The 25,834-nt window shown below is 43.2% G+C and carries 27 protein-coding genes; 19 read left to right on the forward strand and 8 right to left on the reverse strand.

The genetic code is table 11. The features are described from left to right. Positions 1-46 precede the first annotated feature (46 nt). The 3 genes from F8C76_RS16125 (at position 47) to F8C76_RS16135 (ending at position 1,435) form a co-directional block, all read left to right on the forward strand. Entirely contained in the window at positions 47-280 is a 234-nt protein-coding gene (locus F8C76_RS16125; protein WP_129654711.1) for a thioredoxin family protein, read from the forward strand. Between the two features lie 124 nt (positions 281-404). After that, entirely contained in the window at positions 405-1,016 is a 612-nt protein-coding gene (locus F8C76_RS16130) for a MarR family winged helix-turn-helix transcriptional regulator (RefSeq protein ID WP_152132645.1), read from the forward strand. Positions 1,017-1,018: 2 nt separating this feature from the next. Further along, complete coding sequence (locus F8C76_RS16135) at positions 1,019-1,435, forward strand: group III truncated hemoglobin (protein ID WP_152132646.1); 417 nt, start codon at positions 1,019-1,021, stop codon at positions 1,433-1,435. Here F8C76_RS16135 and gldA read toward each other — a convergent pair. Continuing rightward, positions 1,432-2,325: a gliding motility-associated ABC transporter ATP-binding subunit GldA gene (gldA, locus tag F8C76_RS16140; protein ID WP_152132647.1), complete on the reverse strand. Its 894-nt coding sequence runs from the start codon at positions 2,323-2,325 to the stop codon at positions 1,432-1,434. The genes F8C76_RS16135 and gldA overlap by 4 nt on opposite strands. A 373-nt stretch (positions 2,326-2,698) precedes the next feature. Here gldA and F8C76_RS16145 point away from each other — a divergent pair, with 373 nt between their 5' ends. From F8C76_RS16145 to F8C76_RS16160, 4 genes are read left to right on the forward strand one after another with little or no spacing between them, the layout of a single operon-like run. Next, the gene (locus F8C76_RS16145; RefSeq protein WP_152132648.1) at positions 2,699-3,529 is read left to right on the forward strand and encodes a prephenate dehydratase; all 831 of its coding nucleotides are present in this window, start codon (positions 2,699-2,701) and stop codon (positions 3,527-3,529) included. Continuing rightward, complete coding sequence (locus tag F8C76_RS16150) at positions 3,526-4,668, forward strand: pyridoxal phosphate-dependent aminotransferase (protein WP_152132649.1); 1,143 nt, start codon at positions 3,526-3,528, stop codon at positions 4,666-4,668. Before F8C76_RS16145 ends, F8C76_RS16150 begins: the two co-directional genes overlap by 4 nt. 3 nt (positions 4,669-4,671) lie before the next feature. Continuing rightward, positions 4,672-5,538 (forward strand): prephenate dehydrogenase, encoded by an 867-nt coding sequence (locus tag F8C76_RS16155; protein WP_152132650.1) that lies wholly within the window; start codon positions 4,672-4,674, stop codon positions 5,536-5,538. Between the two features lies 1 nt (position 5,539). Next, the gene (locus tag F8C76_RS16160) at positions 5,540-6,622 is read left to right on the forward strand and encodes a bifunctional 3-deoxy-7-phosphoheptulonate synthase/chorismate mutase type II (RefSeq protein WP_129654692.1); all 1,083 of its coding nucleotides are present in this window, start codon (positions 5,540-5,542) and stop codon (positions 6,620-6,622) included. A 75-nt stretch (positions 6,623-6,697) separates the two neighbouring features. Here F8C76_RS16160 and F8C76_RS16165 read toward each other — a convergent pair whose 3' ends face one another. Further along, positions 6,698-7,138 (reverse strand): hypothetical protein, encoded by a 441-nt coding sequence (locus tag F8C76_RS16165; protein WP_129654689.1) that lies wholly within the window; start codon positions 7,136-7,138, stop codon positions 6,698-6,700. Between the two features lie 93 nt (positions 7,139-7,231). Here F8C76_RS16165 and rsgA point away from each other — a divergent pair, with 93 nt between their 5' ends. The 10 genes from rsgA to F8C76_RS16215 all read left to right on the forward strand — a co-directional run bounded on the left by rsgA (position 7,232) and on the right by F8C76_RS16215 (position 19,648). Next, the gene (gene rsgA / locus F8C76_RS16170; RefSeq protein ID WP_152132651.1) at positions 7,232-8,182 is read left to right on the forward strand and encodes a ribosome small subunit-dependent GTPase A; all 951 of its coding nucleotides are present in this window, start codon (positions 7,232-7,234) and stop codon (positions 8,180-8,182) included. Next, positions 8,182-8,634, forward strand: coding sequence for a D-aminoacyl-tRNA deacylase (dtd, locus tag F8C76_RS16175; RefSeq protein WP_152132652.1), 453 nt, complete (start codon positions 8,182-8,184; stop codon positions 8,632-8,634). The genes rsgA and dtd overlap by 1 nt, the downstream gene beginning before the upstream one ends. 81 nt (positions 8,635-8,715) lie before the next feature. Then, on the forward strand, positions 8,716-10,623 hold the full coding sequence (locus F8C76_RS16180) for a DUF3857 domain-containing transglutaminase family protein (protein WP_152132653.1): 1,908 nt from the start codon (positions 8,716-8,718) through the stop codon (positions 10,621-10,623). After that, positions 10,620-12,560 (forward strand): transglutaminase family protein, encoded by a 1,941-nt coding sequence (locus F8C76_RS16185; protein ID WP_152132654.1) that lies wholly within the window; start codon positions 10,620-10,622, stop codon positions 12,558-12,560. Before F8C76_RS16180 ends, F8C76_RS16185 begins: the two co-directional genes overlap by 4 nt. An 8-nt stretch (positions 12,561-12,568) precedes the next feature. After that, positions 12,569-14,533 (forward strand): DUF3858 domain-containing protein, encoded by a 1,965-nt coding sequence (locus F8C76_RS16190; RefSeq protein ID WP_152132655.1) that lies wholly within the window; start codon positions 12,569-12,571, stop codon positions 14,531-14,533. 57 nt (positions 14,534-14,590) lie between these two features. Beyond that, the gene (locus tag F8C76_RS16195) at positions 14,591-14,917 is read left to right on the forward strand and encodes a nucleotide pyrophosphohydrolase (protein ID WP_129654675.1); all 327 of its coding nucleotides are present in this window, start codon (positions 14,591-14,593) and stop codon (positions 14,915-14,917) included. A 70-nt stretch (positions 14,918-14,987) separates the two neighbouring features. Next, positions 14,988-16,217, forward strand: coding sequence for a 3-phosphoshikimate 1-carboxyvinyltransferase (locus F8C76_RS16200; protein WP_152132656.1), 1,230 nt, complete (start codon positions 14,988-14,990; stop codon positions 16,215-16,217). A gap of 86 nt (positions 16,218-16,303) precedes the next feature. Further along, complete coding sequence (gene queA, locus F8C76_RS16205) at positions 16,304-17,353, forward strand: tRNA preQ1(34) S-adenosylmethionine ribosyltransferase-isomerase QueA (protein ID WP_116217355.1); 1,050 nt, start codon at positions 16,304-16,306, stop codon at positions 17,351-17,353. A 76-nt stretch (positions 17,354-17,429) separates the two neighbouring features. After that, a complete protein-coding gene (gene rlmN, locus F8C76_RS16210; RefSeq protein WP_152132657.1) occupies positions 17,430-18,470 on the forward strand; it encodes a dual-specificity RNA methyltransferase RlmN in 1,041 nt (346 codons plus the stop codon). Between the two features lie 203 nt (positions 18,471-18,673). Beyond that, positions 18,674-19,648, forward strand: coding sequence for a polyprenyl synthetase family protein (locus tag F8C76_RS16215; RefSeq protein ID WP_129654669.1), 975 nt, complete (start codon positions 18,674-18,676; stop codon positions 19,646-19,648). 108 nt (positions 19,649-19,756) lie between these two features. Here the strand turns inward: F8C76_RS16215 and F8C76_RS16220 are convergent, their stop codons facing one another. Beyond that, positions 19,757-20,005 (reverse strand): zinc-ribbon domain-containing protein, encoded by a 249-nt coding sequence (locus F8C76_RS16220; protein ID WP_152132658.1) that lies wholly within the window; start codon positions 20,003-20,005, stop codon positions 19,757-19,759. 48 nt (positions 20,006-20,053) lie between these two features. Next, a complete protein-coding gene (locus tag F8C76_RS16225; RefSeq protein WP_211372160.1) occupies positions 20,054-20,392 on the reverse strand; it encodes a 7(1) septoil knot domain-containing protein in 339 nt (112 codons plus the stop codon). 105 nt (positions 20,393-20,497) lie between these two features. On the opposite strand from F8C76_RS16225, the gene F8C76_RS16230 reads away from it, so the two are divergent. Further along, entirely contained in the window at positions 20,498-21,127 is a 630-nt protein-coding gene (locus tag F8C76_RS16230) for a 2OG-Fe(II) oxygenase (protein WP_249042438.1), read from the forward strand. Between the two features lie 5 nt (positions 21,128-21,132). Here the strand turns inward: F8C76_RS16230 and F8C76_RS16235 are convergent, their stop codons facing one another. Both F8C76_RS16235 and F8C76_RS16240 read right to left on the reverse strand, forming a co-directional pair. Continuing rightward, positions 21,133-21,441: a phosphoribosylpyrophosphate synthetase gene (locus tag F8C76_RS16235; protein ID WP_152132659.1), complete on the reverse strand. Its 309-nt coding sequence runs from the start codon at positions 21,439-21,441 to the stop codon at positions 21,133-21,135. Positions 21,442-21,450: 9 nt separating this feature from the next. After that, positions 21,451-21,981 carry a flavodoxin domain-containing protein gene (locus tag F8C76_RS16240; RefSeq protein ID WP_152132660.1) on the reverse strand — a complete coding sequence of 177 codons (531 nt, stop codon included), beginning with the start codon at positions 21,979-21,981 and terminating at the stop codon, positions 21,451-21,453. 168 nt (positions 21,982-22,149) lie between these two features. Between F8C76_RS16240 and dnaG the strand changes: the two genes are divergently transcribed. Further along, on the forward strand, positions 22,150-24,123 hold the full coding sequence (dnaG, locus tag F8C76_RS16245) for a DNA primase (RefSeq protein WP_152132661.1): 1,974 nt from the start codon (positions 22,150-22,152) through the stop codon (positions 24,121-24,123). A 61-nt stretch (positions 24,124-24,184) separates the two neighbouring features. On the opposite strand, the gene F8C76_RS16250 is transcribed toward dnaG, so the two are convergent. Next, a complete protein-coding gene (locus F8C76_RS16250; protein WP_129654660.1) occupies positions 24,185-24,814 on the reverse strand; it encodes a response regulator in 630 nt (209 codons plus the stop codon). Between the two features lie 166 nt (positions 24,815-24,980). Beyond that, complete coding sequence (gene nadE / locus F8C76_RS16255; RefSeq protein ID WP_152132662.1) at positions 24,981-25,769, reverse strand: NAD(+) synthase; 789 nt, start codon at positions 25,767-25,769, stop codon at positions 24,981-24,983. Positions 25,770-25,834: the final 65 nt, after the last annotated feature.

Here is a 25,834-nt window from a genome sequence, read left to right on the forward strand (position 1 = left end):
AATTATATTTGTATTGCAATAATGCGTTAACCTAAATAAAAGTACAATGCAAAAACCAATTTTTTATCATGCAGGCTGTCCAGTTTGTGTTGGGGCAGAAAGTGAACTTATTGATTTAGTGGGAATTGAAAACCTTGAAATTGTCCATTTGGGCGAAAAGAAGGAGCAAATATCCGCTGCGGAGGATTTTGGTGTGAAGTCAGTTCCTGCCTTGGTAACTTCCAACGGTCATGTGCTTCATATCAACTATGGAGCTTCTTTGGAAGATGTAAAAGCATAACCGAATTTTATGTAGTTAGGAATCCTTATTTTTATTTTTGATGAGATTTAATTAAAACCCATACTACATTTAATTAGGAATGCTAACTTTGCCTGTCGGTTGTTTTCGGCAGGCATGGTTTCTTATGAAAAAAAGTGTTTTTGATCCCGAGTATCAGCAACAAGACCTCTCCAGCAAAATTATTGTTGGTTTGGAACGGGTTTCCCAAGCTTTTAAGGTATTGCTCTGGGAAAAGGCGAAGCAATTGGGGTTGAGTCCCATTCAGATCCAAATCCTAATTTTTGTCGCGTATCATAAATCGGCCTATACTAATGTTAGTTTTTTGGCCAAGGAATTCAACGTGACCAAACCTACCATAAGCGATGCCATTAAGGTTCTGGAGAAAAAAGGGTTGATCATAAAGGATACTTCTTCTTCGGATAGCCGTAGTTATTCCATTTTCTTGTCGGACCAGGGAAAAAATGTGGTTGCGGGAACCGAGGATTTTGCCCAGCCATTGGCTTCGCAATTGAAGCATGTGGCCGCTGGAGAGAAGGAAGCCTTGTTCAAAACCTTGGGCAATCTCATTTATCAATTGAATCAACAGGGTATTCTAACGGTCCAACGTACTTGTTTTGCCTGTACATTTTATACCAAAGATGGTACAGGTCATTACTGTCGCTTATTGGAGCGAAAGTTGCGTCACACGGACATTCGGTTGGATTGCAATGAATTTGAGGGAAAACCAGAATCTTGACCATGGAAAGAAAGGATATTGAGAATAGGGAGGATGTTTCAACATTGGTGCACCGTTTCTATGAGAAGGTTCGCGCCGACACCGAGATAGGCCATTTTTTCAATACGACCATTACGGACTGGCCCGAACATATGGAGAAGCTGACCGATTTTTGGGAGACCAATCTATTCTTCGTTCAAAAATACAGGGGAAATCCATTGCTGGTGCATGCCGAGTTGGACAAGGATAAAGGATATACCATTACGGATTATCACTTTGGGATATGGCTACGCCATTGGATCGCTACTTTGGATACGTATTTTATTGGGCCGAATACGGAGAAGGCCAAGCAGCGGGCCAGAAACATCAGTGTTCGTATGTTCATCACCATTTTTGAACAACGAAAAAGGGACGGGGTCCTAGATCAATCCAACGATTAGCGGGTCAATTCCGTGAACAGACTTTCCAGATTTTTGTTCTTTCGGCTAAGCTGCAACGTTTTGAGCTGATTGTCGTGGGCAAAATCGAATACCGCAGGGCGCATATCGGTTGAAGTGCCAAAGCTGATTTCATAGACAAAGCCTCCCACATTACGTACTTTGGAAACGTGGGGCAGGCGATTGAGCAGTTGTTCCTCCACACGAAAATCGAACTCTACCTCAATGATCTGTTCTTCAGCTTCGCGAAGTTCCTCCAATTTCTTATCCGCAACAAGTTCCCCTTTGTTGATAATGATGACGCGATCACAGACCGCTTCCACCTCTTTCATGATATGGGTGGATAGGAGAATGGTCTTTTCCTTTCCAATGTCCCGGATCAGTTTTCGAATCTCTATCAATTGATTGGGGTCCAAACCGGTGGTAGGTTCGTCCAAGATCAAAACCTCTGGGTTGTGCAATAATGCAGCGGCCAATCCCACACGTTGGCGGTACCCTTTGGAAAGCTGACCAATTTTCTTGTGGGCCTCAGGGGTCAATCCTGTTTGTTCAATAACTTCCTGTATCGTATTCTTGGATACTTGGTATACATCGGCATTAAAAGATAGGTACTCCTTTACATACATTTCCAGATAGAGTGGGTTGTGCTCTGGAAGGTATCCTATGCTTTTTTGCACATCGGTTTCCGATTTCAGTACATCAAAACCGTTTACTTCGGCGTCTCCGCTGTCCGGTTTATAATAGGTGGTCAAGATGCGCATCATAGTGGATTTTCCCGCACCGTTTGGTCCCAAGAACCCTACAATCTCACCTTTTTTAATGGAGAAGGACACATTGTTCAAGGCTTTTTGTGGGCCAAAGCTTTTGGAAATGTTCTGAACAGTGATGGACATGCTACGCTATTTAAGCCTCAAAAATACATTTTTAGACGTTTCCATAAGAGGTAGTCCACTTTTTTTGAAGCCAGTTTTGTGCAAACCATCCAAACCGAAAAAAATAGAATTTGTCAAAAAATGAAGCTTTTTTTAAATCGAAATGCAACAAAAAATCATATTTCAAAAAAAATCGAAAAAAAATGAAGCTTTGCTGTTGGTTTTGGTTTGAATGCCTATATTAGCCCCATATTTATCACAAATGACAACAACGTATTTCTGGAACCGTTTTTATTTTTACTTCTTTTTTCAGGGAGGAACGGGACTATTGTAGATACGCTTAAAGTATATTAACATGATAAAGTCCCGATAAAATCGGGGCTTTTTTTTTGCCATGGGTTTAAAAGTAGCCATTCAGGGAATTAAGGGATCCAACCATCATCAGGTGGCCAAGGATTTTTTTGGGGACGACATTGAATTGTTGGAGTGTCTTTCCTTTGATGCCGTAATAGATCATTTAAAGGATGGTACGGCGGACAAAGGGGTTATGGCCATAGAGAACTCCATAGCGGGGTCTATCATACCAAATTATAATTTGGTGTACCACAATAATATGCACATTATTGGAGAACACTATCTGAGCATACACCATAATCTTATGGTGCTCAAAGGTGGTTCCATGGAAGATATCAAGGAAGTACACTCGCATCCGATGGCTTTGTTGCAGTGCAAGGAGTTTTTTAAGGAGTACCCCCAAATAAAACTGGTGGAAAGTGTGGATACCGCGGAAACCGCAAAACGGATCAAGGAAGGACAATTGTCCCATATTGCTGCCATTGCGCCAAAAATGGCGGCAGACCTTTATGATCTGGACATTATTGCTTCTGAAATCCAGACGATAAAAAATAACGCTACCCGTTTTATCATCCTGAAAAAGAAAAACAAAGTGTTGCCCAAGGAGGAAATCAACAAAGCTTCGCTGCGGTTCATAACCGATCACAAGCGAGGCAGTTTGGCCACAGTGTTGAATGTCATGAGCGATTGCAACTTAAACCTTACCAAGATTCAATCCCTACCCGTGATAGAGACCCCATGGAAGTACGCTTTTTTTGTGGATGTCACTTTTGAGAAGTATGGGCACTTTGCCAAGGCAAAGTCGTTGTTGGATATCATGTCCGAGGACTTTAGGGTCTTGGGCGAATATAAAAATGCATTGTTGGTATGATCACGGCAAATAGACTGAATAGTGTACAGGAATACTACTTCTCAAGAAAATTAAGGGAGGTAAGGGAACTTATGGCCCAAGGGAAGCCTATTATAAACATGGGTATTGGAAGTCCAGATTTGGCGCCATCACCAGAGGTGCTGACCACCTTAAGGGATTCCATAACAGATGCTGGTGCGCACCAATACCAAAGTTATCAGGGCTTGCCGGAACTCAGGGCTGCCATTGCTGCGTTCTATCAGCAAAAATTTGGGGTGAGTATAGATCCGGCCAATGGGGTATTGCCTTTAATGGGATCCAAGGAAGGAATCATGCACATCAGTATGGCATTCTTGAATGTGGGCGATGAGGTATTGTTGCCCAATCCGGGATACCCTACCTATGGTTCGGTGACCCGGTTGGTGGAAGCCGTTCCAAGAACCTATGATCTTTCCGAAGAGAATGGTTGGTTTCCAGACCTTGAGGCGCTTTCCAAAGAAGATTTGTCCAAAGTAAAGCTGATGTGGGTGAGTTATCCACATATGCCCACCGGGGCTACGGCCACCATGGAGCAGTTGAAGTCCTTGATTGAATTTGCCAAGACGAACGATATTTTATTGGTCAATGACAATCCGTACAGTTTTGTATTGTCCAGTAACCCCACCAGCATTTTATCCATAGAAGGGGCCTTGGATTGCACCTTGGAACTGAACAGTTTGAGCAAAACATTCAACATGGCCGGATGGCGTGTAGGAATGGTGTTGGGAAGTCCGGAGAATATCAATGCGGTGCTCAAAGTAAAGAGCAATATGGACTCCGGCATGTTCTACGGTATTCAAAAAGGGGCCATAGCGGCGTTGCAGAGTGGTCCGGAATGGTTCGCGGACTTGGACAAGGTATATACCGAAAGACGAAAGCTCATGTTCCAACTGGCAGACAAATTGGGTTGTGAGTATAGCGAAGATGCAGTGGGTATGTTCGTGTGGTGCAAACTACCGGAAGGTGCTCCATCTTCGGAAACATTTGTGGATGAAGTGTTGTATGACAAAAACATCTTTATAGCTCCAGGTACCATATTTGGGAGCAATGGAGAGGGATATATCCGTTTTTCACTTTGTGTGAAAGAGGAAAAAATAAAAGAAGCCATAGAAAGATTTTAAGAAATGAACGTAGTCGTCATAGGAATAGGGTTGATCGGAGGTTCTTTTGCCAAAGATGTGAAGCAATTGTTTCCAGAGGCCCATATTATTGGGATTGATAAAAACAGTTCTCATTTGGATGAGGCCTTGGAACTAAACCTTATTGATGAAAAAGGGGATTATGGGGTTTTGGCTTCTGCCGATGTGGTCTATGTGAGCATTCCTGTGAACGCCTTGGTACACGAATTGCCTAAGATTTTGGATGCCGTGGGAGACGAGACGGTGGTCATGGATGCGGGATCCACCAAACGCCTGATCTGCGAATCGGTTGCGGAACACCCCAAGCGGAGAAATTATATGGCATGCCATCCCATTGCGGGAACGGAATTTTCGGGACCTTCCGCGGCCATAAACGGTTTGTACGAAGGAAAGACCAATATTATATGTGAGGTTGAGAAAACGGCCTTCAAGCTTCAGGAAAAGGCATTGGACATTTTTCAAAAAATGCAAATGCGCATCAGGTACATGAATCCAGAGGCCCATGACAAGCACATTGCCTATGTATCGCATTTGTCACATATCAGCTCATTTATGTTGGGAAAGACTGTAATTGAGAAAGAAAAGAACGAGCGTGATATTTTTGACATGGCGGGAAGTGGTTTTGAGAGCACGGTGCGTTTGGCCAAAAGTTCGCCGGACATGTGGACCCCCATTTTTGAACAGAACAGGGACAATGTGGTAGAAACTTTGGAGGAGTACATCCAAAACCTTGAAAATTTTAAACAACTCCTTTTGGACCAAGAGTATGGAAAGGTGCATACGGAGATGAGCAATACAAATAAGATAAAACAGATATTAAAAGGAATTCCACTCACAAAAAACAGAACTTAGTATGGAAAACAGTAAGCAAATGAGGAAATGGTTGGATGACATGAACCTATCGCATCCATTGGTGATTGCAGGTCCCTGCAGTGCCGAAACCGAAGAACAGGTGCTGAAGATTGCGCATGAACTTAAGGATACGGATGTAAATTACTTTCGTTCCGGTATTTGGAAACCAAGAACCCGTCCCGGGAATTTTGAAGGTGTTGGGGCCATTGGATTGAAGTGGTTGCAAAAAGTAAAGGAGGAAACCGGTTTAAAAACCGCTACCGAAGTGGCCAACAAAGCCCATGTTGATTTGGCTTTGGAACATGATATTGACCTATTGTGGATCGGCGCGCGATCTACGGTAAGCCCTTTCATCGTCCAAGAAATTGCCGACGCCCTTAAGGGTACGGATAAAATTGTTTTGGTCAAGAACCCTGTAAACCCAGACCTTTCCCTTTGGTTGGGAGCTGTGGAGCGTCTGTATTCGGCCGATATTAAAAATTTGGGGGTGATCCACCGTGGATTCTCAACCTACGAAAAAACCAAGTACAGAAACATTCCGGAATGGCAGTTGGCCATTGAACTTCAGACCAAGTTTCCTGATCTACCTATCATCAACGACCCTAGCCACATTACCGGTAACAGGGATATGATTTTTGATGTGTCGCAAACTGCGTTGGATTTGAATTTTGACGGTTTGATCATTGAGACCCATTACGATCCGGACAATGCATGGAGTGATGCCGCTCAACAGGTAACCCCAAAAACCTTGATACAGATCATGAAAGATTTGCGCATCAGAAAGGAGACCGATGAGGAAGCGGAATACAACAACAACTTGAGCAACCTAAGGGCCCAGATTGATATTTTGGACAACCAATTGGTAGACCTTTTGGGCAAGCGTATGAAAGTTTCCGATGGTATTGGTGCCTTGAAGAAGCAGAAAAACGTGGCCGTACTTCAAAGTAATCGATGGAATGCCATTTTGGGCAACATGATCTTGGAAGGGGAGCAACGTGGATTGAGCGAGGAATTTGTCTTGAAAATGTTCAAGGCCATTCACCAAGAATCCATCAACCACCAAGAGAAGATCATCAATTCTTAGGTAAGGAAAAAGTGATCATGAAAAAAGGCCCAACATTTGTTGGGCCTTTTTCTTTGAACAGAATATGTCCTGGTATTATTTCCTGAAGATGTAACGGGTAATGAAGATACCTTGACCATCACCTTTTCCTCCTTCACTTTCCACGCCACTTACCACAAAGGCAAGTTCCCAGCCATTGGCAATCATATCGTTGATCATGGAAGTGATCACGGCATCATTGGCGGCAATGTTCTGAAAGCGGATTCCTCCCAAGTTGTAGAAGTTCAGCAATTTGGTTTCCTCAAAATTCTTTACCCGGATATCGCCTCGGTCTGATTTGTTTCGGGTATTGTCTTCTTCGGTCTGTACACTGGTGTACTCCCTATAATCCTTGTCTTCCAATGCGTTGATGATCCTAGATCTACCCAAACCATTGGGTACAATGGATTCTACACTGGTAATTACCTTGTATTCTTGGGCATTCATGCTGCACAGGGAAACCAAGGCAATCGCAACGGTAAAAAAGATTTTTTTCATAATGGATACGAGATTGATTGTTAAAACTGTAGACAAAGATATACGCACAAAAACAAGGATTATTGTTTCTTTGCAGGGAAATATGAACAAATAGTGAACGGAACTGTCTATAAATCTACCGGAAGTTGGTACACCGTGAAAGCGGAGGATGGGGCTTTTTATGAGTGTAGGATCAAGGGCAAGTTTCGGACCCAAAACATAAAAAGTACCAATCCCATTGCGGTGGGGGACCATGTTACCTTTAATTTGGAAAATATTGGGGATGAAACCGTGGGTGTGATTTCTGAAATAGGGGAGCGGAAGAACTACATCATTCGAAAGTCGGTGAAACTCTCCAAGCAAACCCACATCATAGCGGCCAATCTGGACCAAGTTTTCTTATTGATCACCCTGAACAACCCCACTACCTTTACCAGTTTTATAGATCGTTTTTTGGTTACGGCCGAGGCATATGACATCCCCGTGGTACTTTTGTTCAATAAGATGGATGTTTATGACTCCGATGAGGTGGCAGAGATGAAGTATTTGATGGATCTGTATCGGAAAATTGGGTACCTCTGTGTTGAACTTGCCGCCAAGGAAGGAAAGAATGTTGACTTGGTAAAGGATTTGATGAAAGATAAAACCAGTATGTTCTCTGGCCACTCCGGGGTGGGAAAATCCACTTTGGTCAATGCTTTGGAACCTGGACTTCGGTTAAAGACTGCGGAAATATCAGAGCAACATCTTCAGGGGCAGCACACTACTACTTTTGCGGAAATGTACGACTTGTCGTTTGGGGCAAGGATTATTGATACGCCCGGAATAAAGGGATTTGGTATTGTGGATATGGAACCTGACGAGATTGGCGACTATTTTCCCGAGTTTTTTGAGCTCAAATCCCAATGCAAGTTCAATAATTGTCTGCATATGGATGAACCCAAATGTGCCATAAAGCAAGCCTTGGAGAATGACCAAATTGCTTGGAGCAGATATAGAAGTTACGTACAGATGATCACCGGGGAAGAAGAAAATTACAGAACGGATAACTACAGGGAACGTTAATGAGAGCGGTTATACAACGCGTGTCCAGCGCAAGTGTCACGGTAGATGGAGAAAAAACAGCAAGTATAGGCCAAGGTCTTCTGGTGCTGTTGGGTATAGAAGATGCCGATGGCAAGGAGGACATTGAATGGCTATCCAAGAAAATGGTCAATCTCCGGATTTTCAATGATGATGATCAAGTCATGAATCGCTCCGTTCTGGATGTTGGGGGAGAGGTCATTGTGGTAAGTCAGTTTACCTTGCACGCCTTGACCAAAAAAGGCAACAGACCCTCTTATATCAAAGCCTCCAAGCCTGATGTGGCCATTCCCATCTATGAAGCTTTTGTGAAAAGACTGGAGCAGGACCTTGGGAAAGAGGTAGGTACGGGTATTTTTGGCGCGGACATGAAGGTGGAGCTTCTAAACAACGGTCCCGTGACCATCCTTATAGATACAAAGAACAGGGAATAACGATCTTTTGTCGATTTAGGTTTCCATTTTTGTAAGAAATTGGTCATATTGCTATAGTAATATAACCGATCAACCTCATCAATGCGTGTTCTTTTCCAATGCCTTCTGATTCTTAGTGTCCATTTTTCGTTTTCCCAAAACTATAGCTATCATACTATTCCAGCAGAGCTGATGGAGAATGCTGATGCGGTGGCCCGGCTTGATGAGATTGACATCCGAATTGAGGCCATGGATAAGATGACCTATACAGAGAAAAAAGTGGTCACGGTGCTTAACAAATCTGGCGATGCTTTTGCCAGAACACGGGCGTTTTATGATAAGGAGAAAAAAATCAAGAAAATTGAAGCCGTGGTCTATGATGCTTCAGGAAATGAGATTCAACGGATCAAGCGTAGGGATTTTAATGATATAGCCGCAGTGGACGGCTTTTCCCTTTATTTGGACGATAGATTGCTATATTATCGATATGTGCCCGTTCAATACCCATATACATTGGAATTTAGTTATGAGGTTGAAACTTCGGATACGGGCATTTTGCCTCCATGGTATTTTTTGTCGGGATATGATATCAGTGTGGAGGAAAGTAGATATGCGATCAGTTACGTTTCCAATGGTTTGAAGCCGATTATAGAGGAATCAAATCTTGTCGATATCACTGTTGAGAAGGATGAAAGTCAGGGAAAAATAAGTTATATGGCCAAAAACATCCCGGCCTTGACGGCAGAAAGCCTTAGCCCGTCTTTCACTGCCATATGTCCAAAATTATCGGTAAGGTTACCCAATTTTCATTATAAGGGTTTCGACGCCAAGGTGGATAATTGGAATGATTTGGGACTCTGGATTCAAACGGAGCTTTTGTCCGGTCGTACAACCCTGGAAGATGCCACGATACAAAAGGTAAGAGGGCTTGTGGAAGGGGTGGATGACGATATCGAAAAGGCAAAGATCGTCTACCAATACATGCAGGACAATACGAGATATATCAGTGTGCAGATAGGAATAGGAGGCTTTCAACCTATTAGTGCCATTGAGGTGGATAGGGTAAAATATGGCGATTGTAAAGGGCTTTCCAATTATACCATGGCCTTGTTAAAGGCTGTTGGGGTGGAATCGTACTATACCGTGGTGGAGGCAGGGGGAACCAAGGTCGATTTCAAGGAAGATTTTGCAGATCTTTCCCAAGGGAACCATGCCATTGTTGCCATTCCCTACCAAGGAGAATATTATTGGATAGATTGCACATCCCAGGTACATCCTTTTGGATTTATCGGGGACTTTACCGATGATAGAAAAGTTTTGATCGTAAAGCCCGGTGGTGGGGAAATTGTTACCACTACTTCCTATGTAAATGAAGAAAACCTGATGCGGATGAATTCCACCTATACAATTCAGGAGGACCTTTCCCTTGAGGCCGATGTCACCATTGAAACCATGGGGGTTCGTTACGACAACCATTTTGGTTTGGAGGGGAATAAGAGGGAGGATGTCATGGAATACTACAAAAACTTTTGGGGCAACATCAATGGGTTGTCCATCACTGATTTTAGTTTCGAAAACAATAAGGATGATGTGGTCTTTACGGAAAAAGTACAGTTAAAGGCCCACGATTTTGTGTCAAAGAACGGAGATGATTATTTATTGACTTTGAACGTGTTGGATAACAGTTCTTTTATTCCTCCCAGGTATCGGAACAGAAAACATTCATTTGTGATCCAACGGGGATATTTGGATGAGGATGAGTTTACGATCCAATTGCCCAAGAACTTCGCATTCACTTTTTTGCCGGAGAAATACAAGGAGGAGACCAAATTTGGAACCTATGAAGTTGAGGTCGTAAAAAAGAGCGATACGGAGTTACTTTACAAGAGAAAGTTTCTCATAAAAAAAGGCAATTATCCCAAAGAGGAGTATAACAAGTATAGATCTTTTAGAAGGACCATTGCCAAAATGGACAACCAAAAAATTGTTTTAAAACGTCAAGACCTATGATACGAAAAATCGCGTTACTGATTGCCTTGGTTTCGGTCTGTGTGCAAGGACAGGAACTGAAATTTGGTAAAATTTCCAAGGAAGAACTTATGGAAGCCACCCATCCCAAGGATACATCGGCAGCTGCCGCTTATCTATTAAAGAAGAGGGAATCTTACTATACCTATAACAGTGCGGTGGGGCTTAATTTGGTAACGGAGGTGCATGAGCGAATAAAAATATATAATGCGGATGGGTTTGATTACGCGACAAAGACCATTGATCTTTACGAAAGTGGGGCGTCGGATGAAAAGGCCACTTCCATCAAGGGGTATACCTATACCTTGGAAGGGGGTAAGGTTGTTGAGACCAAGCTGGACAAAGGCAGCATCTTTAAATCCCAACAATCAAAAAATAGGAACCAGGTTAAGTTTACCATGCCCAATGTAAAAGCGGGTTCTGTTGTGGAATATCAATATAGGATAACATCACCCTTTGTTCAGAATATAGATGAGTTCGTGTTTCAACATTCCATTCCCATTAAAAAATTGGAGGCCGAAATGAGGATCTTGGAATACTTTAAGTTTAACCAAAGACAGAAGGGCTTCCTTCCCCTTGTTCCAAAAGTGGATAAAATCAGGGATGCCGGGTTGGGCATGGAAGTGACAAAGGTTACCTATGGCTTACAGGATGTTCCGGCTCTAAAAGATGAAAAGTTTGTTCCCAACATTACCAATTTTAGGTCTGGAGTCACCTTTGAGATCATGTCCTTGGAAATACCCGGGTCTACCTACGATGTATATTCCAAAACATGGGATGATGTGGCCAGGACGGTGTATGAAAACAGCTCTTTTGGCGATGAGATGAAACGAAGCAACTATTTTGAGGAAGAGCTCAATATGGTCCTTCAAGGCGCCAGTGAACCTCAGGAAAAGGCCAAAAGGATATTGGCATTTGTCAAGGAAAAAGTAAAATGGAATTCCTTTGTAGGGTACACTTCCGATGAAGGAACCAGAAAGGCATACAAGGAGGGAACGGGAAACAGTGCGGACATCAACCTGATGCTGGTATCCATGCTCAACCATGCCAATATTCCGGCATACCCCGTTTTGGTGAGCACGCGCGACAATGGGATTCCCTTGTTTCCAACCCTTCAGGGGTACAACTATGTAGTGGCAGTGGGCAAAATAGATGGGGAATATCATTTGTTCGATGCCACCAATGTTTTCACCACCATGGACGTATTGCCCACCAGGACACTGAACTGGTTTGGACGAATTATTTCGGAAAATGGAAACTCTGAAGAAATTGACCTTATGCCCAGAAAAAGCTCCATGGATGCCATAATTATGACTGTTGACCTTAACGATGACGGTTCCGTGGATGCCAAGTGTAGACAGCAGTATACCAATCACAATGCATTGCTGTTCAGGAATTTGTACAATGGAGGTACAGAGGAGACATTTCTGGGGAATCTGGAAAAGGAATTGGGAGATATAGAGATTTCCGACTATGATTTGCAGAACAATCTGGATTTGGACAAGCCCGTGGTTCAGAATTTCAACTTTTTTAAGGAAGATGCCTTTGAATCCATTTCAGGAAAATTGTATCTCTCGCCCATGTTTCATTTGGCCGTAAGTGAGAATCCCTTTAAGTCGGAGGAAAGGGAGTATCCAATAGATTATGGATTTCCTTGGCAAGACCGATACATGATCACCATTAACATTCCCGAAGGATATAAGGTGGAGCACTTACCTGAACCCGTGGCCATGGCATTGCCCGATAATTTGGGACAATTCAAGTACAATATATCCTCTAACCAGGATTTTATAAATGTTCGTGTTGAACTGAGCATGAATACGGCCGTTTTTCCGCCAAATTATTATTTGGGACTTAAAGAGTTTTATCGTCAAGTAGTTGAAAAGGAATCGGAAAAAGTGGTTCTCTCAAGGATTTGATCTGTCCAATGTTGTATAAGAGGGTGGCTTTATGGGTGGTACTTAGCCTTCCGGGGCTGCTCTTTGCCCAGCAGACAAATGAGTTTGGGATATTGGACCAGTTCGAAAAAGACTTTAAGTCTTACGAGAAGGATACCACCGCCGCTGCCATCTATCTCTATGAAAAAGGTGAAAACTATTTTGAGGCGAGGCAAGGGTATATTTGGTTGATCACAACCTACCATGCAAAAAAGAAGATACTTAAGAAACAAGGTTTTGACGAGGCAGAGATCATCATCCCGTACTACCGTGCCAAGGCGGGGAGGGAAAGAGTCAATGCGATAAAGGCAATCACCCACAACGGGAATAGAAAACAAGTGGTTGCCAGCGACAAGATTTTCGATCTGGATGTGAACGAACGGCTATCCCAAATAAAATTCACTTTCCCAAGTGTAGAGGTGGGTTCGGTTTTGGAGTATAGCTATGAAATCCAATCTCCTTTTTTCTATAATCTTTCGGGCTGGGAATTCCAAAGTGCGATTCCAAAACTGTACTCAGAGTATAATGCCAAAATCCCCGGGAACTTTAAATACAATAGATCCTTGATTGGCGAAATAGGTCTGGATGTAAACGATGCCACTATCAAGAAGAGTTGCTTTAGTGTGCCGGGTATTTCCCAAAGGGCGGATTGTGAGGTGTTGAAGTATGTGATGAAAGATGTACCTGCTTTTAAAGAAGATGAAGAATACATGCTTTCTTCGGATAACTACAGGTCCACGCTGGAGTTTGAGCTGTCGGAATACGTATCATTGGATGGTATCAAACAAAAGTTTACCAAGACTTGGAGGGATGTGGATAAGGAGTTCAGGACCGATAAGGATATTGGCGGACAATTAAGGAAGAAGAATTTCTTTGAAAAAAATGTTTCACTGGATCTGATCATTGGAGGTGAAAGTGATTTGGAAAAGGCTAAAAACATCTATAGGTTCGTTAAGGAGCACTATACCTGGAACAACAAATACAGCATTTTTAGGAACAATAATGTAAAGGATGCCTTTGATAGGAGAACAGGAAATGTGGCGGAAATCAACATTACCCTTATCAATCTGCTCAATGCTGCCGATGTAAAGACAGACCTCATGGTACTTTCTACCCGATCCCATGGTTTGCCCAAACGTAACCATCCGGTACTGTCCAATTTCAACTATGTTGTGGCCAAGACCACCATTGATGGAAAGGAATACCTGTTGGATGCCACCGAGAAGGAAATGCCCTTTGGGATGCTGCCCTATCGCTGTTTAAACTATTATGGAAGGGTCATGGATCTGGATGGGGAAAGTTATTGGTACGACATCCTTCCGGAAAAAAACAACAGTCGAAGCATACAGGTCAAGACGGAATTGAAAGATGGTAAGGCTGTGGGGACATTGGATGATATCACCATGGGCTATGAGGCCTTTTTTAAACGAGACCAGGTAGCCAAGACCTCTGAAGAAAAATACCTGGGAGAAATGGAAAGGGAGTTGGATGATGATTTTGTCATTCAAACCTATGAAACCAATTCGGAAAAGTCGGATGAGAGAACTTTAGTGGAACATTTTGAGTTTGAGTTGCGGAACATCAACATGGATGCCACTGTTTTTCTCAACCCTTTTTTGGTCCGTTTTTTTGCCGCCAATCCTTTCAAATCGGAACAGCGGTACTACCCAATTGATTTTGGTTTCCTAAGAAATTATAGGTACATGGCAAACATAAAGATTCCTGAGGGGTACAGGGTTAAGGAGTTTCCAGAGGTGGTTAACTTGGCCTTGCCGGACCAAAGTGCCTTGCTTCGGTTTGAGTGCAAGGAATATCAAGGGGTGATCAACGTATATTTCAACTTTAAGCTCAATTCAACACAATACAACAGTGAAGGTTATGCTTACATAAAAAAGTTTTTCGAAAGGGCGGTAAATGTGCAGAACCAAAGCTACTTGGTGTTGGAAAAACTATAGGATTAGCCCAGAGCGTATTAAATTTGTACCAGATTTGGTAACCTAAATAACATCAACGTGGATATACAAAATGCGCAATTGGCCGTAGACGAATGGATCAAGAACCATGGAGTGCGTTATTTTAACGAGCTCACCAACATGGCCCAGCTCACCGAAGAGGTGGGGGAAGTGGCCCGGATCATAGCCCGGCGCTATGGGGAACAAAGTGAAAAGGAATCCGATAAGGCCAAGGACCTTGGGGAAGAATTGGCCGATGTACTTTTTGTGGTCCTTTGCCTAGCCAACCAAACAGGCATTGATCTTCAGGAGGCTTTTGATAAAAAATTGGAGATAAAGACCAAACGGGACCACGATCGTCACCAAAACAACAAAAAGCTTAAATAAAGTTGTCCTGCTAAACGGCCATTAGGTGCGTTTTTTCTAGTTTTGGACTTTCTATCAAACCACAATTATCTTGAGACTCCAACTTTCCGCTCCGCAAGACAAAAAACTGCAAAAAACCATTCAGATAACGGGTTCCAAAAGTGAGACCAACCGATCACTATTGCTACAGGCTCTGTTTCCCAATGTAAGGATTGAAAACCTTTCCAATTCCGATGATGGTCAGGTCATGCAAGAAGGATTAAAGAAGACAAGCGGGGAGGTCGACATTCACCACGCAGGCACCGCCATGCGTTTTTTAACAGGTTATTTTGCTTCGCAAGAAGGCAAAGAGGTTATTTTGACAGGTTCCCAACGTATGCAGGAGCGTCCCATCAAGGTTTTGGTGGAGGCCCTCAGAAATTTGGGCGCCCGTATCGAATATGTAAAGGAAGAAGGGTATCCGCCCATAAAAATTTCTGGAAAAAAATTGGACAAAGACAAGGTTTCCTTGCCGGCCAATATTAGTAGCCAGTATATTTCATCCCTACTTTTAATTGCCCCCAGTCTTAAAAATGGACTGGAGTTGGAGCTTGTGGGGAAGATCACTTCCGTACCCTATATCAAAATGACGCTGTCCCTTTTGGAGCAGATAGGGGTTAGCACGTCCTTTGAGGGAAACACCATCAAGGTAGAGCCCAAAGAAGCCGTCCGGGACACCACCCTTGTGGTGGAATCGGATTGGAGCTCGGCCAGCTATTTTTATAGTATTGTGGCCCTTTGTGAAGTGGGTACAACCATCCAATTGTCATCCTACAAAAAGAATTCGTTGCAGGGCGATAGTGTCATGGCGGAAGTTTATAAAGATTTTGGGGTGGAGACTACCTTTGGTGACCACACCATCACCTTGACAAAAACAACCGATGAGATTCCTGAAAAGGTGGAGTATAATCTATCCAATGCCCCGGATACCGCCCAAACCATCTCTGTTACCTGTTTGGGATTGGGAATAGGGTGCCATCTTACAGGATTGCATACCCTCCCCATAAAAGAAACCGACCGTTTGGCGGCCATGCAAACCGAGTTGACAAAATTTGGGGCAAAAGTGGAGATTGATGCCGAGAGCTTAACGTTGCAACCTACTTCAATTTTGAAATCCGGTGTTGCGGTAGATACGTATAACGATCACAGAATGGCCATGGCCTTTGGTCCCTTGGCGGTTAAAACTTCCTTTAGGGTCAATGATGCCGAGGTGGTTTCAAAGTCCTACCCTGATTTTTGGAACGACCTATCCACCCTAGGTTTTGGGGTTGCCGAAGTGTAATGGGCATTTAATCACCAAATTACTTGACATCCCCCTACACGAGGTTGTATATTTGCCCCTCTTAAAAAAATCGAAAAAAAGCTTAGATGAAATTATCAAACTTCAACTTTGAATTACCCAAGGAATTATTGGCCGAGTATCCTGCTGAAAACAGGGATGAATCCAAACTTATGGTAGTTCATAGGGACACTGGAAAAATTGAACACAAAATGTTTAAGGACCTTATCGATTATTTTGATGAAGGTGATGTAATGGTCTTGAACAATACCAAGGTGTTTCCAGCACGACTTTATGGAAACAAGGAGAAGACCGGTGCCCGTATTGAAGTTTTCTTGCTCAGGGAGCTTAACCAAGAACAACGGTTGTGGGATGTTTTGGTAGATCCGGCCAGAAAGATTAGAATTGGGAACAAGCTCTATTTTGGTGAAGATGAAAGTTTGGTGGCAGAGGTCATCGACAATACAACTTCCAGAGGGAGAACGTTACGTTTCCTTTATGATGGTTCATATACCGATTTCAGGAGAAAACTCCGTGAGTTGGGCGAAACACCACTTCCCAAATACATCAAAAGAAATGTTGAGCCAGAGGACGAGGAGCGATATCAGACCATCTATGCCAAATATGAAGGAGCCGTTGCGGCACCTACTGCCGGATTGCACTTTTCCAAGCACTTGTTGAAGCGTTTGGAGATCAAGGGAATCGATTTTGCCGAAGTGACCCTTCACGTTGGTTTGGGAACTTTTAACCCAGTTGAGGTAGAGGATTTATCCAAGCACAAGATGGACAGTGAGGAGTTGGTCATCGATGAAAAAGCCACCGAAGTGGTAAATTCGGCCAAGGATGATAAGAAGAAAGTATGTGCTGTGGGTACTACGGTAATGCGGGCCTTGGAGAGTGCCGTTTCCTCTGAGCACACCCTGAATACTTTTGAGGGATGGACCAACAAGTTCATTTTCCCTCCTTACGATTTTAGTATAGCCAATTGCATGATCACCAACTTCCATTTGCCAAAGTCGACCTTGTTGATGATGGTATCTGCGTTTGCGGGTCATGACCTGATAAAGAAAGCATACAAGCAGGCCATTTTGGAAGGGTACCGTTTTTACTCTTATGGGGATGCCATGCTTATCCTTTAGGATAAAACTTTAAATAGATAAGAATCCCGTTCGGTTCAACGACCAGCGGGATTTTTTTCTTGATTATCTTTAAACTGTGGAAACAAAGAAGAAAGACATACGGGCCTTGACCAAGGAGCAACTGCGGAATTTTTTCGTGGAGTGCGGCGATAAAGCTTTCCGGGGCAACCAAGTGTATGAGTGGCTCTGGCAGAAATCGGCGCACACCTTTGATGCCATGACCAATGTTTCCAAAGAAACCCGGCAAATGTTGGAGGAGCACTTTGTGATCAATCACATCAGGGTGGACCAAATGCAGCGAAGTTCCGACGGGACCATAAAAAATGCCGTGCGCCTTCATGATGGTTTGGTGGTGGAATCCGTTCTTATTCCCACGGAGACCCGTACCACGGCCTGTGTGTCCAGCCAGGTGGGATGTAGTTTGGACTGTAGGTTCTGCGCCACGGCACGGATGAAACGCATGCGAAACCTCAATCCGGATGAAATCTACGATCAAGTGGTGGCCATAGACAATGAAAGCCGATTGTATTTTGATCGCCCCTTGAGCAATATTGTTTTTATGGGAATGGGGGAACCCCTCATGAACTACAATAATGTGTTGAAGGCCATTGATATGATCACTTCACCAGAAGGATTGGGCATGTCCCCAAAGAGAATTACGGTTTCCACATCGGGGGTTCCCAAGATGATTAAGAAAATGGCCGATGAGGAGGTGAAGTTTGGTCTGGCGGTTTCCCTACATTCCGCCATTGATGAGGTTAGAACCTCCATAATGCCTTTCAATGCCACATTTTCTTTGGCCGATTTAAGGGAGGCTTTGGAATATTGGTACGGTAAGACTAAAAGCAGGATTACTTACGAATATGTGGTCTGGGAGGGCATCAACGACACTCAGGAAGCTGTGGATGCCTTGGTCAAGTTTTGCAGGTTCGCACCATCTAAAGTCAACCTGATTGAATACAACCCCATTGATGATGGTGAATTCCAACAAGCATCAAGTGCCGCGGTGGATATGTACCAACGCACTTTGGAAAAAAATGGAATTACCGTTACCGTGCGCAGGTCAAGAGGCAAGGATATTGATGCTGCCTGCGGACAGTTGGCCAATAAGGCGTAGTTTTAGATGCCCGATGCCCGATGCCCGATGCCCGATGCCCGATGCCCGATGCCCGATGCCCGATGCCCGATTTCTGACGATTAACTATCATCCAATCATCGAGCATTTGGTTCATCTGTCCTAAAACTTACTCCTTCCTATGACCAACTCTGGCATTTTCGCTACTTTTAGGGTTTTAAATCAAATTCGCCAAACCTAACGCATTGAAAATCGTTTCTCAGATTAGGGAACCCATTGAAGATGAGATGGAACTTTTCGAGGAAAAGTTTCTGAAATCCATGTCATCCAAGGTGGCTTTGTTCAATAGGATCACGTATTACATTGTCAATAGAAAAGGTAAGCAAATGCGGCCCATGTTTGTCTTCCTTACCGCAAAATTACTCAATGGTGAAGTCAATGAAAGGACCTATTGCGGGGCATCCATCATTGAGTTGATCCATACGGCCAGTTTGGTCCATGATGATGTGGTGGACGATAGCAACAAAAGGCGTGGTTTTTTCTCCATAAATGCCTTGTGGAAAAACAAGATTGCTGTTTTGGTGGGCGATTTTCTATTTTCCAAAGGACTTTTGGTAGCCTTGGAAAATAAGGATTACGATTTACTTCATATTATTTCCAATGCGGTTCGGGATATGAGCGAAGGAGAGCTCCTTCAAATTGAGAAAGCTCGACTTTTGGATATCACCGAGGAGGTCTACTACGATATCATTCGCCAAAAAACAGCCACCTTGATCGCAGCCTGTTGCAGTATGGGAGCCTGTTCCGTCCGCCCAGATTCTGAAGAAGTGGAAACTTTCCGGAAGTTTGGAGAGTTATGTGGTATGGCGTTCCAAATTAAAGACGACCTCTTTGATTACGGTGCGGAAAAGATCGGAAAACCCACAGGTATCGATATCAAGGAACAAAAAATGACCCTGCCATTGATTTATGCCCTTAACCAAAGCGATAAGGAAAAGAGAAGTTGGCTCATCAACTCCATTAAAAAGCACAACAAGGACAAGAAAAGGGTGAAAGAGGTCATTGCCTACGTGAAGGAAATGGGTGGTTTGGAATATGCCGTGGAGAAAATGTTGGAGTTTAAGGATCAAGCCCTTGCTTTGCTGGACAATTATCCTGATTCAGATTACAAAGCATCTCTCACCTTGATGGTGAACTACGTTGTGGACCGTAAAAAGTAGTGTTCGTATCAGGGGACGAGTTCAAGCTCAAATTCAAGTTCATTCAGTTGTCAGTTCGAGCGCGGTCGAGAACGATAAAATAAGCTTTACACGATTTTCCAAGAGCCTCTATGTTGAAGATGTCAATGCCTGTTCTATCTCAGGGGTAAACTCTTCTTTGTAATAGACCCGTTTACAATGTGAGCATTCTGCATAACTGGTATTGTTTATGGTAAAAACGGGAATCCAGAATACATGGGCCTGATTGGACTGGCGTACAGCGGTCAAAGTACCGGTTTGATGGCAGTGTGGACAAGCCACGTGATGTAGGGTCTTGGCTTCCTTTTTTCCTGACTTTGTTCCGAAGAAAAGAATCATACAATCTATTTTGTATTGCAAAGATACCGTGTTTGCTTTACTCGTGTATCAATAGGTCAATTTCATTTTTAGGGAATTGTTACGCCAACCGACCCTATAATCTGAGCCAACAAAGAACACCTTCAAATCGGCTTGATATTCCCTGTCGACCATGAAAATGGTAAAATCAGCCTGATACTCCCTGTCGGTAAAATACCAAAGCCCCTCGTTACCGCGTACTTTGTAGTCCCGATCCACTTTATAAACCAAAAGATCGGCTTTGTAGTCTCGGTCCACTTCAAAAACATTGTAGTCAGCTTGATAATCTGCATTGGTTTGGAAAACCCTTTGAGACATAAGGCTTTGTGATAGAAATAGTAGGGCAAGAAGAGCTAGGGTATTTTTCATAATCACCTTTTTTTAATGGAATGATTTGTTTGAAATCAAATACCTTACCAATAATTGATTTTCCGTTTTTAAATATTTTCTACATTCGCGGACAGTTTTGAAAAATTGGAAGCCTATCACAGCGTAGAGAATTGGTTGTCCTGGATGGATGATATCTCTGATAAGGATTATGTGATTATTGATCGTTTTCTTCGGGATGAGCTTTATTCCGGGATTCGGTCATTTTTTCTCTCCAAGTTGCCCAATTTTAAGGAAGCGGGGATTGGAACCGACACCGATAACCAGATAGATAGCAACATACGGGGCGACTTCACTTATTGGTTGGACCGAAAAAGAGATGTGCAACTTGAACCTTTTTGGAACGTGGTGGATGAGATATTGCACATGTTCAACCGCTACTGTTTTTTGAGTCTTTCCGGATACGAATTCCATTTGGCCCATTACCCATCTGGTGGGCATTACGATAAACATTTAGATCAGTTTGAAAACCGGAACAACCGGATGATCTCCGTGGTGATTTATCTCAATGAAGGTTGGCAAAACGGGGATGGGGGAGAATTGGAGATTTTTGATAAAGATGGGTCTAGCTTTTTGGTGGAACCTGTGGCCGGTCGTTGCGTGATGTTCAAAAGTGCCGAGGTTCCCCATGCGGTGCTTCAATCCCACAAAAGCAGATTTAGCTTAACCGGATGGCTATTGTACCAGCCTTCGGCCTTGGGACAGTTTTTTGGGTAGATCGATTACTTTTCTTGACAGGGTATTTTTTGGATCAAATCCACATTTTGGTTATGCTCCGCACTGTTGGACATGACCAAGGTGCCATGAATGCCATCCTTGGCCCTTATGGCAAAAACCGTGGCTTGATCACTGGGGTTGGTCATACCTTCAAAACGATACGATGCCAAAATGATCAGTTCGTTGGGCTGATATTCCTTTTTGGAGTATAGGGCCTTGATACAATCGTCCTTGGCTTCAAAGTCTTCTTTATAACCCTGTTGAGTCAAGGTGTTCACGGCTTCGGAAAGGGTGTCAAAATTATAGTTGTCCATAACGTTAAGTTAATCAATATCATTGATAAATCCCAAAATGGTCGTTTTCACTTTACCCCAATCCGTATACTCGTGGTCTTTGTCGGTGTCAGTGGCACCGCCCTGTTTCTTGGCGATCATGCGCATGATCAATTTTTTGAAATAATCATATTGGGTATAGCGCAATGCCCCAGCAATCTGCCAAACGGTTCTGGTTTGCCAACCGGTCTGTTCCAAAAAATCCTTGGAAATCTTTTTGGCTTCCTCATGCTCTTCCGGAATGTTGGAAGCCACGGCCATGCTTACCGAGAAAAAGGCACTTGGTTTACCGTTCAGTATATCCACATGGTTGATAATGTATTGTTTGGTGGCATTGTTGTATTTGTGCATATGGATGGAACTACCCACAAAAACCACATCAAAATTGGAAGGAGCGGGTGGTTCTTCCATGGCATTGGAAATGGTAACATGGTGTCCGGCTTCTTGGAGGACTTCTTCCATAAATCGGGCAATCTTTCGGGTCTGCCCTTCAATGGTCCCATATATGATCAAGATTTTCATGACTGTGTTGTTTTTTATTGTGATGCCCCAAAGTCACGAAAATAATCCGATGTAGTCTATGATAATGGTCAGGATGGGGATGATACCTTTAAGATGCGAAATCTTAGAGTGCAATTGGCCAAGATTTTGTTTTTTAGCTACCTTTAAAGGCTGCAAAGAAGAATTCCATTGATTTCAAAAACCACCATAGATCAGGTATACGAAACGTCTCGGCTAGAGGAAGTAATCGGGGATTTTGTACAGTTGAAAAAATCAGGATCCAATTTTAAGGGATTGAGTCCCTTTACCGATGAGCGCACCCCCAGTTTTATGGTGAGTCCCGTAAAACAGATATGGAAAGACTTTAGTAGTGGGAAAGGAGGTAATGTGGTGGCCTTTCTCATGGAGCACGAACACTTTACCTACCCTGAGGCCATTAAATACCTGGCCAAGAAATACAACATAGAGATAGAGGAAACCGAGCAGACCGATGAGCAAAAAGAGCAGGCCAATGAGCGGGAAAGCATGTATCTGGTCTCGGAATATGCCCAAAAGTATTTTTCCCAGACCCTGTGGGATAGTGAACCGGGAAAAGCCATAGGTCTAAGCTATTTTAAGGAGCGCGGTTTTACCGATGAGACCATAAAAAAATTCGGATTGGGCTATAGTTTGGACCAGTGGGAAGCGTTTACCCAATCGGCATTGGATGAAGGGTATCAACTGGAATTTTTGGAGAAGACCGGTTTGACCATAGTAAAGGAACAGGCTGGGGGAGAGACCAAAAAGTTCGATCGGTTCAAAGGAAGGGTCATGTTTCCCATCCATTCCATGAGTGGCAGGGTGCTGGGATTTGGCGGTCGTATCCTTACCAATGATAAAAAGGCGGCCAAATACCTTAATTCCCCAGAAAGTGAGATTTATCACAAGAGCAAGGTGCTTTATGGGATTTACTTTGCCAAGCAGGCGATAGCCAAGGAAGACAATTGTTTTTTGGTGGAAGGCTATACCGATGTCATCCAGATGTACCAACGTGGGGTGGAAAATGTGGTGTCTTCCAGTGGAACGGCCCTTACTCCGGAACAGATTCGGTTGATCAATAGGCTTACCAAGAACATTACCGTACTTTTTGATGGTGATGCGGCAGGTTTGCGGGCTTCGCTTCGCGGAATAGACTTGATCTTGGAGCAAGGCATGGACGTTAAGGTCTGCACCTTCCCGGATGGGGAAGACCCTGATAGTTTTGCCAAGAACAATACGTATGAGGATTTGGTACTCTATTTGGAAGAGAATGCCAAGGATTTTATACAGTTCAAAACTTCGATTTTGGCCAAGGAAGCGGCCAACGATCCCATAAAGCGGGCCGATACGGTCAGGGATATTGTGAACAGCATCAGTAAGATACCCGATCGTATTAAAAAGGAGATTTACATTCAGGAATGTGCCAAGATGATGGAGATTTCGGAGGCTGTCCTTTACAACACCTTGGCCCAGATTGATAAAAAAGAGGCGACCGACGTCAATAAAAAACTCAAACAAGAGCAAAAAGCCTTTCAAGTGGTCAAAAATGACCCTGTAGTGGAAAAGGTGGATGTGCAATATGAGCTGGAGCGAAAAATCATCGAGATGCTATTGCTTTACGGAAACCAAAAGCAAGAGTTTGAGGACTTGGTATTAAAAGAGAACGAGGAAGGAGAGCTGGTCTTGGAACCCGAAGTCGTTGAGGCCAAAGTGTATGAAAAGGTCTATTTGGACCTTCAAGAGGACGAGATTGAACTCACCAATGCACAGTTTAGGGCCATCTATTACAAACTTATTGAAAGCCTGAACGAGAATGATGATTTTGCGGTCAATACCTTTTTGTCCGAGTTGGATCAGGAAATCATTTCTGAAGTGTCTTCCATTTTAATGGAAGAAGAACAATATGTCCTGCACGATTGGGAGCGAAAGGACATCTATCCAAAAGAAAAGCAATCCGGGGTTGCACAGCTGGTGGGGGAGACCATCTTGACCTTACGCTGCAACCTTATAAAAAACCGGATACAGAAATTGCAGGAACACACCCAGGACAACAATGGGGATAACAGCGAAGTTCTGGAAGAAATCATGAACTACCTACAATTGAACAAACTTCTGAACGCCAAACTGAATAGGGTACTGTCCTAAAAAAGAAATCCCGGACAAAATGCCCGGGATTTACCAGCTTTAGTTTGTTTGGGTTGGTTATTTAATAAAGTTCTAAAGCTTTTGCTTGTTGTAGTAGATCCACCAAGTTGTCCACATTTAACTTCTTCATTAAACGGGCCTTATAGGTGCTTACCGTTTTTTCATTGAGGTTGAGCCCTTCAGCTACCTCTTTGTTGCGTTTTCCACTGGCCAAAAGCTTTAATACCTCAACTTCCCTGGATGATAGCTTCCTAAAGAACCTTCTTGGTTTTTGGGTGCCCTCATCAAAGGCAAGGCGCTGGGCAAGTTCATTGGTGATGAACATATTGCCTTCACTCACCTTTTTTACAGCTGAGATGATGTAGTCCAAATCGGCAGTTTTGGACAAATAACCAAATGCACCGGCACGGATGGTGCTCAGGGCGTAGACATCCTCAGATTGTCCACTGTACATTAGGGTCTTAATGTCGGGGAACTCCAATTTCATTTTTCTTAGGGTGGCAATTCCATTGATTTCAGGAATATCCATTTCCAGCATCACCACATCGGGGGTAACTTTGGCAAGTGTCTCAAATAATTCAGAGGTTGTGGAAACGTCTGCAATGATCTCTATATCTTGACTGGATTCAAGCACTTGCTTAATGCCAAGTCTGACAATCGGGTGATTATCAGCAATCAATACTTTTATCATTTGGTTTGAGTTTAGTATAATTAATTAGTTGGTTAGTGACTAATTTACCTACATGGTATGGCAGGCAAGATAACAATTTGATGACGTAAAACTGTAATTTTTTTCTTAAAACCATAGAATTTCTATGGTTTTTTTCGTCTTAATTTGGGATTTTATGGTCAAAAGGTCATTTCAGGTCGCTTGGAATCTCACAAATGGGTATAGGAATCATCTTATGTTTATTTGCGGTATTGAACCTTTTATAAATGGTGAAAACCTCTTTTTCCCTACCAGAGAAATCAGCTGCTGTTTTTCCTTGGTCATCCATTTTCATGGCCCATTCCAATTCGGGATATGACGCGCCTATTTGGTCCTCATCGGTTCGGCTATCTCCCCAAAGACCATCGGTAGGCGCTGCTTCCATAATATCTTGGTTCACCCCAAGTACTCGTCCCAATTCATAGACTTCGGTCTTTACCAAATCGGCAATAGGGCTCAAATCTACCCCTCCGTCACCGTATTTGGTGTAAAAACCTACTCCAAAATCCTCTACTTTGTTTCCGGTGCCAGCAACCAAGTAGCCTTCCAGTGCCGCAAAATAGTATAACGTGGTCATCCGAAGTCGCGCACGGGTATTGGCAAGCGACATAAAGCGCTCTTCTTCATTTTCAACTTTTGGGAATGCATTGACGAGGCTATCAAAGACAGGGGTCAGGTTTACCGGTTGGCGGGATACATTGGAGAAATTCTCCATAAGCCAGTCAATATGCCGATCCGCACGGGTAACTTGGTTTTCACCTTGGTGGATGGGCATTTCCAAACACAAAAGATCAAGACCTGTTTTGGCACATAGGGTAGAGGTCACAGCCGAGTCTATTCCTCCAGAAACCCCGATCACAAAACCTTTGCATTTGGCATTTATGGCATATTCTCTAAGCCAATCTACTATATGGTCTATTACCTTTTCTGTTTGCATATCCTATTTTAAAATTCTATAAATTACCTTTGTGCCCTGTAAATTTAAACGCTGTTGCCTTAAAA

Origin of the sequence: Flagellimonas olearia, from assembly GCF_009184425.1 — a bacterium.
Taxonomy (GTDB): domain Bacteria; phylum Bacteroidota; class Bacteroidia; order Flavobacteriales; family Flavobacteriaceae; genus Flagellimonas; species Flagellimonas olearia.

What these genes read in the sequence shown, in the direction of transcription:
- F8C76_RS16250 (WP_129654660.1), bottom strand. Translation starts at nt 24,814, where the DNA reads ATGATAAAAGTATTGATTGCTGATAATCACCCGATTGTCAGACTTGGC.
- F8C76_RS16225 (WP_211372160.1), bottom strand. Translation starts at nt 20,392, where the DNA reads ATGAAAAATACCCTAGCTCTTCTTGCCCTACTATTTCTATCACAAAGC.
- F8C76_RS16185 (WP_152132654.1), top strand. Translation starts at nt 10,620, where the DNA reads ATGATACGAAAAATCGCGTTACTGATTGCCTTGGTTTCGGTCTGTGTG.
- F8C76_RS16240 (WP_152132660.1), bottom strand. Translation starts at nt 21,981, where the DNA reads ATGAAAATCTTGATCATATATGGGACCATTGAAGGGCAGACCCGAAAG.
- F8C76_RS16155 (WP_152132650.1), top strand. Translation starts at nt 4,672, where the DNA reads ATGAACGTAGTCGTCATAGGAATAGGGTTGATCGGAGGTTCTTTTGCC.
- queA (WP_116217355.1), top strand. Translation starts at nt 16,304, where the DNA reads ATGAAATTATCAAACTTCAACTTTGAATTACCCAAGGAATTATTGGCC.
- F8C76_RS16180 (WP_152132653.1), top strand. Translation starts at nt 8,716, where the DNA reads ATGCGTGTTCTTTTCCAATGCCTTCTGATTCTTAGTGTCCATTTTTCG.
- dtd (WP_152132652.1), top strand. Translation starts at nt 8,182, where the DNA reads ATGAGAGCGGTTATACAACGCGTGTCCAGCGCAAGTGTCACGGTAGAT.
- F8C76_RS16135 (WP_152132646.1), top strand. Translation starts at nt 1,019, where the DNA reads ATGGAAAGAAAGGATATTGAGAATAGGGAGGATGTTTCAACATTGGTG.
- F8C76_RS16125 (WP_129654711.1), top strand. Translation starts at nt 47, where the DNA reads ATGCAAAAACCAATTTTTTATCATGCAGGCTGTCCAGTTTGTGTTGGG.
- F8C76_RS16190 (WP_152132655.1), top strand. Translation starts at nt 12,569, where the DNA reads ATGTTGTATAAGAGGGTGGCTTTATGGGTGGTACTTAGCCTTCCGGGG.
- F8C76_RS16160 (WP_129654692.1), top strand. Translation starts at nt 5,540, where the DNA reads ATGGAAAACAGTAAGCAAATGAGGAAATGGTTGGATGACATGAACCTA.
- nadE (WP_152132662.1), bottom strand. Translation starts at nt 25,769, where the DNA reads ATGCAAACAGAAAAGGTAATAGACCATATAGTAGATTGGCTTAGAGAA.
- gldA (WP_152132647.1), bottom strand. Translation starts at nt 2,325, where the DNA reads ATGTCCATCACTGTTCAGAACATTTCCAAAAGCTTTGGCCCACAAAAA.
- F8C76_RS16145 (WP_152132648.1), top strand. Translation starts at nt 2,699, where the DNA reads ATGGGTTTAAAAGTAGCCATTCAGGGAATTAAGGGATCCAACCATCAT.
- F8C76_RS16165 (WP_129654689.1), bottom strand. Translation starts at nt 7,138, where the DNA reads ATGAAAAAAATCTTTTTTACCGTTGCGATTGCCTTGGTTTCCCTGTGC.
- F8C76_RS16235 (WP_152132659.1), bottom strand. Translation starts at nt 21,441, where the DNA reads ATGGACAACTATAATTTTGACACCCTTTCCGAAGCCGTGAACACCTTG.
- F8C76_RS16220 (WP_152132658.1), bottom strand. Translation starts at nt 20,005, where the DNA reads ATGATTCTTTTCTTCGGAACAAAGTCAGGAAAAAAGGAAGCCAAGACC.
- F8C76_RS16130 (WP_152132645.1), top strand. Translation starts at nt 405, where the DNA reads ATGAAAAAAAGTGTTTTTGATCCCGAGTATCAGCAACAAGACCTCTCC.
- F8C76_RS16150 (WP_152132649.1), top strand. Translation starts at nt 3,526, where the DNA reads ATGATCACGGCAAATAGACTGAATAGTGTACAGGAATACTACTTCTCA.